This window comes from Leucobacter sp. 7(1), from assembly GCF_900163635.1.
Classification (GTDB): Bacteria; Actinomycetota; Actinomycetes; order Actinomycetales; family Microbacteriaceae; genus Leucobacter.
Map to the genome: position 1 here is coordinate 1 of NZ_FUID01000017.1, position 12,895 is coordinate 12,895.

The following is a 12,895-nucleotide window of genomic DNA, read 5'->3' on the forward strand; positions in this document are numbered from 1 at the left end:
CGGGGAGGCGGGGGGCGGGGCAGCGGATCGCGCGATACCCGCGGTACCCGCGCTCCGTCGCGCGCACCCGGGAGATTCGGTTCCCGATACCGCTGCGCAGGATCCGGGTCTCGCCGAGATGGGCGAGAGTCGATCCGCAATTCTCCTCCTGGGGGCGTTGCTGCTGGAAGCGTATGGCGATGGGGGCGCGCGACTGCTGACCGCGCAGCACCGCGACGCGAATCCGGATCACGCCCTCGTCCGGCGGTTCCAGCTCGCCGTGCGGGTTGCACCCAACGCCACGCATGGAGTCGCATGGCACGCGCGTGCGCTCGGGGTGTCCACGCGAACCCTCACCGAATTGGTGCGCGACGTGAGCGACGCGACTCCCGGGGAGCTCGTGCGCGCGGGGATCGCGGCGGAGGCGGCCCGACGCCTCCGCGCGTCGGGCGATCCGATCTATCGCGTGGCGGCGCAGTTGGGGTTCTCCGACCCGGCCTACTTCTCGCGCTTCGTCCGGCGGGAGCTGGGGGCCGCGCCCGGGCAACTCCGCGCGGCCCGGTGACCCGGCCCCGGCCGCCGCTCACGCTCACGAAACGACCCCGAAATCTCCAAACGACCCCGAAAACACGCCTGGAAGCGTATTTTCGGGGTCGTTTCGTCACGAAGGGGTCAAGTGGTGGATCGGCGGGAGAGAGGCTGGGCCGCTACCCGCCAAGATAGGCCCGCCGCAGCAACTCCGGGTCTTCTTCCAAGGCCCCTGCCGGGCCCTGGGCATGGCTCACCTTGCCACTCGCGACCACCATTGCCTCGCTCGCGATGTCAAGTGCGAGATGGGTGAACTGCTCCACCAGGAGTACTCCGACGCCTGATGCGGCGATCCGCTCCACGATTGGGAGCAGCCGCATAAACACCACGGGTGCGAGCCCCAGCGACATCTCGTCGATGAGAAGGAAACGTGGCCGTGAAGCAAAAGCCCGTGCCAAAACAACCATTTGTTGTTCGCCGCCGGACAACAGCGCGGACTGGGCATCGATGCGTTTCTCGAGCTCGGGGAACGACTGCAGCACCTCCTTGAGCGCGGCGGGAGTCCCCGCGGTGAGCGAGATGTTTTCGCGGACCGTGAGCGAGGGGAAGATCGCACGTCCCTGCTCGATGTGCGCGATCCCCAGGCGCGAGCGCTGCACGCGGTTTCGCTTGCCGATCGATTCGCCGTCGACCCGAATGTCGCCGCCGGAGTGCCCGATCACACCGGAGACCGACTCGAGCAAGCTCGTCTTTCCGGCGCCGTTGGGTCCCACGAGTGCAAGGATCTCCCCGGCTCGTAGTGTGAGGCTGACGTCTGAAATGACTGGCCCCGCGCCGCGGGTCACCGTGACGCTGTCGAGTTCCAGTGCGCTCATGAGCTGATCTCCGCATCTCCCATGTAGGCCGCGATCACGGCCGGATTGTTGAGGACCTCCTGCTGCGGACCCTGTGCGAGGACCTTGCCGAAGTCGAGTACTGTGATCTCAGTGCACACCGATCGCACAAGATCGAGGTCGTGCTCGATGATCACGATCGCGGTGTCGAAGCGCGAGGGGATCCGGGTGAGGCGGTGCCCGAACTGAATGTGTTCCTCATGGGAGAGGCCGGCCGCGGGTTCATCAAGGATGAGCACCTTGGGGCCCGAGAGCACAGCAGCCGCGACTTCGATCAGACGACGCGTGCCCACGTCAACGTTCGTGAGGTGTTCCTCCGGTGGCGGGCACCCGAGGAACGCGAGCGCGTCGGCGAGCTCGTCGTGATCGAGGCGGCGACGCGCGACAAACCGCACGTACGCCTCAACGGTGAGTTGCGGCGGCACGCGATCCTGCTGGAACGTGCGGCGCAAGCCGCGGCGGGCGCGGGCGGCCGGGACGAGCCCCGTGATGTCCTCGCCATCGAGAAATACGCTGCCCGTGTGCTGCGGCAAGAAGCCGCTCACCGCGTCGACGAAGGTCGATTTTCCGGCGCCGTTCGGCCCGATCAGCCCCATGATTGTGCGGGGCTGCACGGCCAGGGAGACATCGCTCAGCGCAGCGAGCGCCCCGAATTGGACGCCCAGACCACGCACCTCAATCACCGGCCCAGCGTCCGCGGGGACGGGGGCGGCGGCCTCCGGTACCGCGAACGCGTCGAGCGCGGAGGTTGTCGCGTCCTCGCTTGCGGCGGCGGACGCCGCGATCGCCGCGGCCTGTCGCTTCCGTAGCCGCTTCCGGAAGACACCCCGGATCACCTCGCCGAGGTTCGAACCGCTCGTGAGCGCTTGAATGCCGAGGAGTCCGAAGACCACAAAGCCCCAGTCCTGCGGGATCCCCCAGCGCTTCAGGAGTTCCGGGACGAGGATCCACAGGATGCCGCCGAAGATCGCCATATCGATGAGGTACGCGCCGCTCATCACGGCGAGCACGTACAGCGCGAGCGACTGGATCGGGGTGAAACTTGACGCGTAGGGGATACCCACCTGGCCGGCGAGCAGGCCGCCGGAAACACCGCCCAGGGCCGCACTCACCGCGAATGCGGAGAGCTTCGCAAGTCGCACGCTCTGGCCGACTGCGGCGGTGCCGCGCTCGGAGAACGCGACCGCCTTCCAGCTGCTCCCGATCCGACTGCGCTGCAGGAAATACACGGCAAGGGCACACACCACGAGCACGATCATGCAGAACAGGAAGTACTGGCGGTCGTTGGTGAAGCCGGCCGGACGCGCGACGGTGATGCCGTCGCCTTGCCCGGGGAACTGAGTTTGTACGAGTAGCACGTCGAAGGCCGCGGCGAAGCCGAGTGTGACAACGGCGAGGTTGACGCCGCGTAGGCGCAGGGCGGGGAGGCCAATGAGGACACCCGCGAGCCCGGCGACGATCCCGCCGGCAACGAGCCACAGCACGAAGCCGCCGGGGGCCTCCTGTACGTTGAGCCAAGACACGACCCAGGCACCGATTGCTCCGAATGTGAGCTGACACAGGGCAATGATGCCGGCGGAGCCGGTGACGACTCCGAGTCCGAGGACGGCGATGCTTGCGGTCACCATGCTGACAGCGAGGTAGACCGTGTACCCGGAGAGACCCACGCTGAGCGCCCATCCCACACCCAGGGCCAGGAGAGCGACGACGACGGGGAAGAGGGCGCGTGCGCGACGGCTAGCGAGCAGCATCCCACACCTCCTTTCGCTGCGACCAGAGCAGCAGGATGACGATGAAGAGGAACGGGATGAAGTTGCGGACGAGGGTGAGCTGCTCGACCTGTGCCACCATCCCGTTGATGAGGCCGAGGACCAGGCCACCGACGACGGCGAGATCGAGACGCTTGAAGCCACCGAGGAGGGCGGCGGCGGCGGCCGGAATGATCAGCATCGACAGGCTGACCGCGTCGTTGGACTGGGTGGGGGCGATGATCAGAACGGTAATCGCCCCGATCGCGCCCGTGACTGCCCAGACCCCGATTGAGAGCGGCTTCGATGCTATCCCAATGAGCTCCGCTGTGGTGGGGCGGTCGGACAGGGCTCGGAGCTTGGTGCCCACCGTCGTTTTCCGCAGGATCACGGCGGCCCCGAGCGCAACGATGACGGCAAGGCTGACGGTCGCGACCGTGACCCAACTGATGACCACCCCGGCGACTTGGAACGCGGGTCCGTTTAAGATCGGGGCGAAGGGCCGTGGCTTGTTGCCGAACAATATGTAGGACAGCGACATGAGCATCAGGAATGGGGCGACCGTCATTGCGGAGCGTGTGGACAGGTCCGCCTCGGACAGCCATGTCGCCGCAATCCACCCGATCAGCGCGCTGAGCAGCGCCCCGACAAGGACCCCGCCGATTGTGGCGAGCCACACGGGAAGACCGAGGTTCGTTGCGAACCAGACCGCGATGAATGCGGCGAACATGCCGGTAGCGGCTTGCGCGAAGTTGACGACGCGCACCAGGCGCGACATCAGGGTGAGGGTGACGGCGAAGACGGCGTAAACGCCACCCGCCGCGAGCCCGGAGAGTGCGCCCTGGAGGAGTGCGCCGCCGTTCATGCGGCGGCCTCGGGGGCGTGAGAATCGAGTGGGTGCATCACTGGGGCCTTTCGTGCCAGCGGGGTGGAGCTCAGAGATCGACGGGGACGCCCGGTGGTGGGAGCGAGTGCTCCCCACCACCGGGCGTCCGCGGTGCGCGGTTTAGCCTGCGGGAACCGTGACCCAGTTGTCGGCCGCCTCTTCCCAGGCGCCGGTGCCGGACTTCAGAACAACCGGCCAGCCGCCGGGCTCGTAGTCTTGCGCGGCGATCTTGTCGAACTGGTAGGGGTAAGCGATCATGTCGTTGTCGATCGGCTTCATGTTCGCGAGTGCCTCGTTGACGCTGTCGCGGGTGATGTCGCCGTCGATGCTTTCGAGCACCTCGACCATAAATGTGGCCGCGAGGTATCCGCCCTGGCTGAAGGAGGTGAGCGTGATGTTGTTCTCCTCCATCAGGCCGCGCCAGTCAGCGTTGATTTCGCTTTCCGTGGTGAACGGGAAGAACTCAGCCGGGACGTAGACGCCCGCACCGCTGTTGTCCACCGCGGCCGCGAAGCTGTCGCTGTAGACCGCGGTGAGGAACAGGAACGTGACGTCATCCCAGCCCTGCTGGTTCGCTGCCTTGATCTGTCCGATTGCGTCGGGCTCGACAGCGTTGCTGACGATTCCGTCGCAGCCGGCTTCCTTGGCGCGCACAACGTAGGTCGTGTAGTCCGCCCCGCCGTAGGGGACGGTGTCGTCGATGTAGAGCGGCTCCTTACCGGTAGTCTCGCTCCACCGATCAATCGCGGCCTGGTAGGCCGGGCCGGTCGAGCCGATGACACTCGTGAACACGCAGAGTTTTTCGAGCCCGAGCTCTTCGGAGCCGTACAGCATCGTCAGGGTGGTGTCGTTGAACGGGCCGATGTTTGCCGGCGCGATGTTGGGGGAGTCGAAGCAACCAGGGTCGACGCCGATGCCCTGGATCGAACGCACGTTTTCCTGCTCGTAGTAGCTCGCGTTGATCTCGCAGTCGAGGAGGGACGCCCCGCCGACAAGTGCGACAACCTCGTCGCTACCCACCACCTCTCGGGCGGAGGCCGTGGCTGTGGCAGGGTCGGCTTTGTCGTCCATAGCCTTGTACTCGATCATGCGGCCATTGATGCCGCCATCAGCGTTGACGCGGTCGAACACTGCCGCCGCGGCCTCTGAGGCCTCCGGAAAGGTTGCCGGGCCGCTGATCGTGTTGACTGAGCCGAGTTTGATGGGGGCGTCGTCGCCCCCGGGGCCGGCGGCGCAGCCGGCCAGGGCGAGCGCGCTGGCGGCGGTGAGGGCCGCAGCGGCAATCAGACGATTCTTCATTGTGTGTCCTCTCGAAAGGGTGGAAAGTCTGAAATGTGTGGGGGATTAGACCGGTTGCACGTCCGGGTACGTGACCGATCCGATCGGGTAGATGTGGCCGCCTGCACGCGAGTGCTCCGCCGTGCCGTCGCCGGCGATTCCAAGGAACGCGCCGGTAGTCCGCAGCGCGTAGCCCAGATCGTGCAGCCAAACGCTCGCCACCGCGATCCGGAACTCGCGGAAGCAGAAGAGGTAGAGTCCGTCCTCGAACTTCCACACTGTCGACATGTCCATGTCGCCGTGGCCGCGCTGCACGCCCTGCACGCACTGCCAGGCGTAGCGGTCGCTTGAGATATAGACGTGCTCGTACAGGTGGTGGGGGCTGTATCGGTAGAGGTTGCGCTTCCCGATGAGGTCGCGGGACGGCCCAGGCACATCGCCTGATGTGGGGCCGCCGTCAGTGACCGCGGCCCAGAACTCCTGCCCCACGCGGGGTTCGCCCGGTGTCTCGGTGGCCGCGATTCGGGTGCGCACCACGAGTGCGCGATGTGTCGTCTCGGAGTAGATGACGCTCAGCGCCTCGTGCTCGCGTGACGTGAGCGGCACATGCACGAACAGTACATCCGAGCGTGCCCGAACGGCCTCGTAGGGGTCAGCGTGCTCGCCGTCGCTTGCAAGCACACCCGTTCCGCTCCAGCGCACGGTGTCCGTGTCGAACGCGAGACTGAGTTGCGCGCCGGCTTCCAGTGTCAGGATGAGCGCGGTGCCGGCCAGCGTCTCGTCAGGCAAGCGGAACGTGTCAATCCCGGCAGCAAATTCGTCGTAGCTGCGCCAGCTTGTCGGGTCTGCCGCACTGGTGTCGGTGCTCGGCATCGTCATTGATGTCACTCCTTCGTGTCGCACTGCGGGGACGTGCGGGAGCCGACGCCACGCTTGGCGTTGGGGCGTCGGTGCCCGTCCTGAAACTGAACTGTACGCAGCGTACAGATTCCGCGCACCGGGTCTCGGCTGGGCATGCCTGCAGAATCAACCCTCGTGCCCGGGGAGTCAATCAGGGTTACAGAATGGTGTCAGTGGGAAGGGATCGTCAGCCAGTCTTCGGATGCACGCTCCCACGCATTGGTCCCGGATCTCAACACGACGGGCCATCCACCTGGCTCGTAATCCTGCCCGGCGATCCTGCCGAACTCGTAGGGGTAGGCGAGCATGTCGTTTTCGATCGGCTGCATCGTCGCAAGCGCCTCGTTCACGCTGTCGCGTGTGATCTCACCGTCGATGCCCTCCAATACCTCTACCATGAAGGTTGCCGCGAGGTAGCCGCCCTGGCTGAATGAGGTCAGTTCGATGTCGTTGTCGTTCATCAACGTTCGCCACGCGGCTGTGACGCCATTGGCCTCGGTAAATGGGTAGAACTCGGCAGGAACGTACACTCCCGCGGCGCTATCGTCGATCGCCGAGGCGAAGCCCGCGCTGAATGCACCAGTCAGGAACAGGAAAGTGATGTCCTCCCACCCCTGCTGATTCGCCGCCAGGACCTGCCCAACGGCGTCTGGGCCGCCCGCATTGCTGACGATCGCGTCGCATCCCGCTTCTCGCGCGCGCACAATTGGGGCAGAGTACTCCGGGGCACCGTACGGCACTGTTTCATCGACAAAGACAGTGTCCTTCCCCGTGATTTCGGACCAGCGTCCGATGGCTTCCCGATACGCGGGCGCTGTTGAACCCACGATGCTCGTAAACACGCAAAGCCGAGACAGGCCGAGCCGTTCTGAACCAAACAGCATGGTGAGTGTTGTGTCGTTAAACGGGCCGATGTTTGTCGGTGCGATATTGGGCGACTCGAAACAGCCCGGGTCCACTCCGAGGCCCTGTATTGAACGGATTCCCGTTTGCTCGTAGTACCCCGCGTTGACCTCACAGTCGAGGAGAGAACCGCCGCCGACGAGGGCGAGGACCTCCTCGCTGCTCACAAGCTCGCGCGCGAGGGCGGTTGCGGTCGCTGGGTCGCCCTTGTCATCGAGTGCCAGGTATTCGATCATGCGACCGTGTATCCCGCCCGCGGCATTGACACGGTCAAAGACTGCGGCGGCCGCGTCGGGGGCCTCCGAGAAGGTTGCGGGGCCGCTGAGAGTGTTCACGGATCCGAGCCGGATGACTTCGCTCGAGTCTGTCGGAGCGGCACCGACACAACCGCTCGTTCCCAGCGCCGCGGCAAGCAGAATTGCCGCTGCGGAAATGCCGCGGTGCCTCGTCCGCCGCTCCAGGACCGGGTTAGACAGGCTCGACATCGGGATACCTGACCGCGCCGAGCGGGATGATGTGGCCCCCGCCCTGGGCATGTTCCGCGCGACCGTCGGCGCTCATCCCCAGGAATGCCCCCGTGGTCCGTAGCGCGAGGCCCAGATCGTGCAGCCAGACAGTTCCCACAGGGGCCCGGAACTCACGGAAACAGAACAAATACAGGCCATCATCAAACTTCCATACGGCCGACAGATCCAGATCGCCGTGACCACGCTGCACGCCCTGGAGGCACTGCCAGGCATAGCGTTCACTTGACAGATAGACATGCTCATAGAGTTGCGTTGGGCTGTACCGATACACCGCTCGTCGGCCGATCAGGTCCCGCGATGCTGCGGGCGTCTCGCCGCTCGGCCGGGCACCGTCGACCGTCGCCGCCCAGATGTCCTGGGTGACGCGCGGCTCGTTTGGCACTGGGGTCGCGCGGATCTTTGAGCGCGCTACGATCGCGCGGTGTGTGGTTTCGGAGAACACGACGCAGAGATGCTCGCCTTCCCGCGACTCTCCGGGGATGTGAATGAAGAGGACGTCATTCCGCACTCGAACTGCGTCATAGGGATCCTGCAGCGGTGTGCTCGACGCGAACTGTCCGGTGGCGCTCCACCGGACGCTCCCCGCAGCGAATGCGAGGGTGAGCGTGCCGCCGTCAGACAGGGTCAGCGAGACATCGGAGCCGTCCAATGAGGTGCTGGGGAGCCGGTAGGTATCGAGTCCCGCCGACACTGCGTCTGTCGTCAGCCAGCTGGGCCGGTCACGATTGTGCGGGGGAGAATCAGCGGTGGGTGCGGTCATTCGGAGTCACTCCTCGGAGTCGTCCTGCAGGGCTGGGGTGCGGGATCGACGCGAGGTGCGAACGCTGGGCGTCAATGCCCGTTTCACGAACGCACACTACGTTGCGGTGCCGGTGTCTCTCGCCGATCGCTACGGCGCGTTCGGCGAGGAGCAATGGCTGTGCAGGGAATGACAAGCCGGGTTACAACTCAGCATCGGCGTGCCGGTTGCGCAGGCTGCTATGAGTTTCGCCTGCTACCCAAGCCGGAGGACGCTGGGGGATACGCCGTAGGCGGCCTTGAACACGCGGCTGAAGTGCGCCGCGTCGGGGAAGCCCCAGCGGCTCGCGATGGCGGATACGGTGCGGTCGGCGAGGACCGGGTCGAGGAGGTCGGCGCGGCAGCGCTCGAGGCGGCGCTCGCGGATCCAGGCGGAGACCGTGGTGTCCGCCTGCCGGAACAGGGCGTGCAAGTGTCGTGTGGAGATGAAGTGTGCCGCGGCGATCGATCCCGGGCTGAGTTCCGTGGAAGCCAAGTGCGTGTCAATGTGCGCGGTGATCTTCTGCAACAGGATCTGGTGCGGGTCGCGACGTGCGGGGTCCGTGTCGAGAATGCTTGAAAACAGCGTCCCCATCAGGTCCAGGCTCGTGTGCGCGAGCTTTGCGCGGAGTCGTCCGTCGAGTGGTTTCAGCTGCGCGGGGAACTGCGAGAGGAACGCGGTGATGACGGGCGCGAGGCCCTGGTGTTCGCGCCCGAGTGACACGGCTGTGAGCTGCTCGGTGAAGGGGATCGGAAGGTCGATCCTGTCCTTGGGGAACATCATGATGAGATTCCGGAAGTCTTCCCCGAAGAGCAGGGAGTAGGGCCGCGAGGTGTCATACACTGACAAGTCGCCCGCCCGCATCACGACTTCCCGGCCATCTTGCACCAAAATGCTGCTGCCGGACAGGAGCAAGCTGACCTTGTAGTACCCGCTCCCGCCGTCGGCGATGTTCTCCGGTGTGCGCTCGACGAGGTGCGGGCGCGCGGTGACCTCGGTGAAGACGACGTCGTCCGCCTCCGCCGATTCGGTGCGCCCCACGAACGGCTCATCGTTTTCGGTCGTGATCCGGAGCGGAACGAACGACGAACTCACGAGGTTGCGAAACTCCGTGATCCCTTGGGCGCGTGTTGACGCCGGGTGTGCGTGGTTCAGATCTCGCGGGTCTGCAGTCCGCATGCCTCATCACCTCACTGCTTCAGTCCAGCGGCTCGGCCCAAGGGCAGATCGGGCATCGACGCCGCTCTTTCCGAGAGGATACACCCTAGACCTCTGTGAGGGCGTCCTCGAGTGCGTCGAGCAGGATCGGCAACTCCGCGGCACCGAACGCGAGCGGAGGGCGGACCTTCAACACATTGCTGTCGCGGCCGATGCGGGAGATCAGGACGCCACGCGACTTCACGCTTTCAACGACCTGTTTTGCGATGTGCGGAGCAGGGGTGCCGCCCACGGCGAAATCGAGCCCGAGGAACATCCCCGTGCCCTTTGCTGCGCGCACAAAATCGTGCCGATCCGCGAGGACTTGGAACCGGGCAAGCGCGAGCTCGCCCAGGGTGGCAGCTCGTGCCTGGAGCTGTTCGGCGGCCATTTCCGCGAGCACGGCTTCGCCCACCGCGGCAGAGACGGGGTTGCCGGCGAAGGTATTGAAAAACTCGTTGTGGGCCCCGAACTGATCGAGTACGGCCTCGCTCGTGATCACGGCGGACATCGGGTGTCCGTTCCCCATCGGCTTGCCCATTGTCACAAGGTCGGGCGACATGCCGACGGCGGCGTGGCCCCACATGTGGCTGCCGGTGCGGCCAAATCCACTCTGCACCTCGTCGGCAATCACGAGTCCGCCGGCAGCCCGAACTCGCTGCACGATTCCCTCAACAAGGCCCGCAGGGATTCGGGGCATGCCCTCGGTGGAGAAGAGCGGGTCGAATAGGGCGGCTGCGACGCCGTATCCCGAGTCCCGTAGGGACTGAATGGCGGTGTCGAGTTCGGCGAGTGTCGTGGCGAGCACCTCCGATTCTGGTCGCGGATCCTGATCAAGGTCGGGGATGCGTAGCGCGCGCACGTGCGGCGCGAGTGGCTCTCGTGTCCGGAGCCCGGTTGTCAGCTCCGCGAGCGTGATCGTGGTGCCGTGGTAGCTGAAGTCGGACACGATCATGCCGGTCGTACCGGTCTGTTGGCGTGCGATCCGAATTGCGAGCTCGTTCGCCTCGGAGCCGGAGTTGCCGTAGAGCACGCGATCGAGCTCCGGTGCGAAGGTCGCGAGCAACTGCTCCGAATAGTCGATGACGCGATCGTTGAGGTACCGGGTGTGGATGTTGAGCCGTGCCGCCTGATCCGCCATCGCCGCGACAACCCGGGGGTTTGCGTGCCCCACATGTGGCACATTGTTGTAGCCGTCAAGGTAGCGCTGGCCTGAGGCCTCGGTGAGCCACGCGCCGCTGCCCGAGACGAACTGCAGCGGCTCGTCGTAGAACAGCGGTGAATAGGGGCCGATCGTGCGGTTGCGGCGGGCAATGAGGGCGGCGTTCGAGGTCATGCGTGGCTCCTGAAACTTATGGGTGTGGCTGGGCAAGGCTGGACGCGGCTGGGTGAGCTCGGCGGTGGATCAGGTCGTGGGCGCGGCGAGGAGGTCCTGCGCGAGCCCGACGACGTGGGGGAGGACCTGATCTGCGAGCCACTCGGGTGTGGACTCGCCGCGCCGGTCTGCTGCCCAGCCCAGGTAGGTGAGGCCGCGTGCGAGCAGGATCGCCGGGAATGCTTCGTGGTCGGCGGCGTCGAGCGGTCGGACGGCCTCGTACCCGGCGAAAAGCGCGGCCCTGTATTCCGCCGCGCGCGGGTGTGGGGTGAAAAAGAACACCGCGGTCGCGAGGTCGAAGAGGTGCCAGCCGGCGGCGAAGTCATCGAAATCGATGAGGACAAGACCCGCGGGAGTTCGGAGCACGTTCTCGGGGGTGAGATCGGCGTGGATCGGGCCAAAGCGGTGGGCGGGCGTGCCGTAGTCGAGGAGCATGTCGTGGACGCGGGCGAGCGCGGCGATCACGGTCTCACGATCCTCGCCTGTGAGCTCGGCGATCCGGAGTGGGTCGCCCCAGGCGAAGTCCGGCCCAACGAGGCCTTCGAGATCCCAGTCATCGCGTGGCACGGCCATGCGGTAACCGGAGCGCTCGCTCGCCGCGTGCACCTCGGCGGCGAGCCTGCCGAGCTGAGCGAAGTCTTCGGGATCGAGGTCAGCCGTGCCGTCGACTGCGGTGCGCTCGTCGCCGAAATTCCCGTGATTGTCGAGTCGGAGCTGCAGATCGACCTGGTGCGCGCCTCCGGGCAGCTCTGCGCCGACGACACAGAATTCTTGGCCGTCAGTCGTCTGTACAAACGACGGAACGGCAACACCCTCGCGCTCAAGTGCCCGCACAAACTCAAGCTCGCACGCGAGTTCGGCGTCGCTGTGGTAGCCGCGGCGGTGCACGCGCAGCACGTAGTCGATGTCGCCCGCACGCAGTGCAAAGACCACGTTTTCCCGGTGTTTGAGGAGCGTCAACTCGGTGTCAGCGGCGATGTCGTAGTGCGGCAGTGCGGCACGAGCGAGGGCGATTCCTGCGGCGAGTTCGGCGGTGGTCATGCGCGTCCTTTCGGGGGCGGACGCGTCCGTCGTTGGCACGCTCCGAGAAGTTCTGTACTCGGAGTATAGAAAATATACGCACCGTTCACAAGTGGGTCTTGATGCGGCATAGACTGGGGGCATGACCCTCGACGCCGCACCCCTTCAGCTGACACTGCGCGAGCGTCGACAGCTCCGCACGCGGCAGGAACTTGTCGATGCGCTGCTCGTGATCATCGCCGAAGACGGCGTTGACGTGGCCACGATCGAGCGGGTCTCGGCGCAATCCGGCATCTCCCGGGGTACCGTCTACGCGCATTTTCCGGGCGGCCGCGACGAGCTGTTGCGGGCGGCCTACGCCGCGCTGGGAGAGCGGCTGGTTGCCCGATCCCACGCGGCGGTACTGGCCGCAGACGATTGGCGGGGCCAGCTCGCGGCGCTCGCCCGCCAGATGTTCGCGCTCGCCGCAGATGAGCACACGGGGCACTTTTTTAACGTATCGGGGCCGACGCTCATCACCGGCGGTGCTGAGCGCGGGATCGGGTCGGGTGCGAGTGTCATCATGATCGAGGACGCGCTTAGGGCTGCCCAATCTGACGGTGGCGTAGACCCGAGCGTGGACACCGCTGTGACCGCCGTGCTCTTGGTGGGCGCGCTTCGCGAGGCTGCGATGCGGGTGGCCGCGGGGCTGGACCCCGCCGATCGGGCAACGGCCGCGTTCGGGCGGCTCGTGGAGGGCCTCGCCGCCACGGCGTAGCCCCCGCGGCCCCGCGGCACGGCGGCCCCGCGAGACACATCGATGGGTGAGTTTCTGGGGCTTCGCCCGCATGAAGCCCCAGAAAGCTCTCTCATATACACATCTGACGCTGCCGACGCAACTCCA

The 12,895-nt window shown here is 66.0% G+C and carries 12 protein-coding genes; 2 read left to right on the forward strand and 10 right to left on the reverse strand.

The window, feature by feature from the left end; translation table 11 throughout:
* On the forward strand, positions 1–544 hold a 544-nt coding region (locus tag FM113_RS04045; protein ID WP_140393281.1), incomplete at its 5' end, for a helix-turn-helix domain-containing protein.
* Positions 545–686: 142 nt separating this feature from the next.
* Here the strand turns inward: FM113_RS04045 and FM113_RS04050 are convergent.
* The 10 genes from FM113_RS04050 to FM113_RS04095 form a co-directional block, all read right to left on the reverse strand.
* Entirely contained in the window at positions 687–1,382 is a 696-nt protein-coding gene (locus tag FM113_RS04050; protein ID WP_087011769.1) for an ABC transporter ATP-binding protein, read from the reverse strand.
* Complete coding sequence (locus FM113_RS04055; RefSeq protein WP_087011771.1) at positions 1,379–3,151, reverse strand: ATP-binding cassette domain-containing protein; 1,773 nt, start codon at positions 3,149–3,151, stop codon at positions 1,379–1,381. Before FM113_RS04055 ends, FM113_RS04050 begins: the two co-directional genes overlap by 4 nt.
* Positions 3,138–4,013, reverse strand: a complete 876-nt coding sequence (locus FM113_RS04060; protein ID WP_087011773.1) for a branched-chain amino acid ABC transporter permease — start codon at positions 4,011–4,013, stop codon at positions 3,138–3,140. The genes FM113_RS04055 and FM113_RS04060 overlap by 14 nt, the downstream gene beginning before the upstream one ends.
* Positions 4,014–4,154: 141 nt before the next feature.
* Entirely contained in the window at positions 4,155–5,333 is a 1,179-nt protein-coding gene (locus FM113_RS04065; RefSeq protein ID WP_087011775.1) for an ABC transporter substrate-binding protein, read from the reverse strand.
* A gap of 45 nt (positions 5,334–5,378) precedes the next feature.
* The gene (locus FM113_RS04070) at positions 5,379–6,191 is read right to left on the reverse strand and encodes a MoaF C-terminal domain-containing protein (protein WP_087011777.1); all 813 of its coding nucleotides are present in this window, start codon (positions 6,189–6,191) and stop codon (positions 5,379–5,381) included.
* Positions 6,192–6,382: 191 nt separating this feature from the next.
* Positions 6,383–7,600: an ABC transporter substrate-binding protein gene (locus FM113_RS04075; RefSeq protein WP_087011780.1), complete on the reverse strand. Its 1,218-nt coding sequence runs from the start codon at positions 7,598–7,600 to the stop codon at positions 6,383–6,385.
* Positions 7,584–8,402: a MoaF C-terminal domain-containing protein gene (locus tag FM113_RS04080; RefSeq protein WP_087011783.1), complete on the reverse strand. Its 819-nt coding sequence runs from the start codon at positions 8,400–8,402 to the stop codon at positions 7,584–7,586. The genes FM113_RS04075 and FM113_RS04080 overlap by 17 nt, the downstream gene beginning before the upstream one ends.
* A 234-nt stretch (positions 8,403–8,636) precedes the next feature.
* Positions 8,637–9,599 carry a helix-turn-helix domain-containing protein gene (locus FM113_RS04085; RefSeq protein WP_087011785.1) on the reverse strand — a complete coding sequence of 321 codons (963 nt, stop codon included), beginning with the start codon at positions 9,597–9,599 and terminating at the stop codon, positions 8,637–8,639.
* An 85-nt stretch (positions 9,600–9,684) separates the two neighbouring features.
* The gene (locus FM113_RS04090; RefSeq protein ID WP_087011786.1) at positions 9,685–10,953 is read right to left on the reverse strand and encodes an aspartate aminotransferase family protein; all 1,269 of its coding nucleotides are present in this window, start codon (positions 10,951–10,953) and stop codon (positions 9,685–9,687) included.
* 69 nt (positions 10,954–11,022) lie between these two features.
* The gene (locus tag FM113_RS04095; protein WP_087011788.1) at positions 11,023–12,033 is read right to left on the reverse strand and encodes a phosphotransferase enzyme family protein; all 1,011 of its coding nucleotides are present in this window, start codon (positions 12,031–12,033) and stop codon (positions 11,023–11,025) included.
* Between the two features lie 121 nt (positions 12,034–12,154).
* On the opposite strand from FM113_RS04095, the gene FM113_RS04100 reads away from it, so the two are divergent.
* A complete protein-coding gene (locus FM113_RS04100; RefSeq protein WP_087011790.1) occupies positions 12,155–12,769 on the forward strand; it encodes a TetR/AcrR family transcriptional regulator in 615 nt (204 codons plus the stop codon).
* Positions 12,770–12,895: the final 126 nt, after the last annotated feature.

Coding starts and splice junctions, on each gene's coding strand:
- FM113_RS04100 (WP_087011790.1), top strand. CDS start 12,155: ATGACCCTCGACGCCGCACCCCTTCAGCTGACACTGCGCGAGCGTCGA.
- FM113_RS04085 (WP_087011785.1), bottom strand. CDS start 9,599: ATGCGGACTGCAGACCCGCGAGATCTGAACCACGCACACCCGGCGTCA.
- FM113_RS04070 (WP_087011777.1), bottom strand. CDS start 6,191: ATGACGATGCCGAGCACCGACACCAGTGCGGCAGACCCGACAAGCTGG.
- FM113_RS04090 (WP_087011786.1), bottom strand. CDS start 10,953: ATGACCTCGAACGCCGCCCTCATTGCCCGCCGCAACCGCACGATCGGC.
- FM113_RS04060 (WP_087011773.1), bottom strand. CDS start 4,013: ATGAACGGCGGCGCACTCCTCCAGGGCGCACTCTCCGGGCTCGCGGCG.
- FM113_RS04095 (WP_087011788.1), bottom strand. CDS start 12,033: ATGACCACCGCCGAACTCGCCGCAGGAATCGCCCTCGCTCGTGCCGCA.
- FM113_RS04050 (WP_087011769.1), bottom strand. CDS start 1,382: ATGAGCGCACTGGAACTCGACAGCGTCACGGTGACCCGCGGCGCGGGG.
- FM113_RS04055 (WP_087011771.1), bottom strand. CDS start 3,151: ATGCTGCTCGCTAGCCGTCGCGCACGCGCCCTCTTCCCCGTCGTCGTC.
- FM113_RS04065 (WP_087011775.1), bottom strand. CDS start 5,333: ATGAAGAATCGTCTGATTGCCGCTGCGGCCCTCACCGCCGCCAGCGCG.
- FM113_RS04080 (WP_087011783.1), bottom strand. CDS start 8,402: ATGACCGCACCCACCGCTGATTCTCCCCCGCACAATCGTGACCGGCCC.
- FM113_RS04075 (WP_087011780.1), bottom strand. CDS start 7,600: ATGTCGAGCCTGTCTAACCCGGTCCTGGAGCGGCGGACGAGGCACCGC.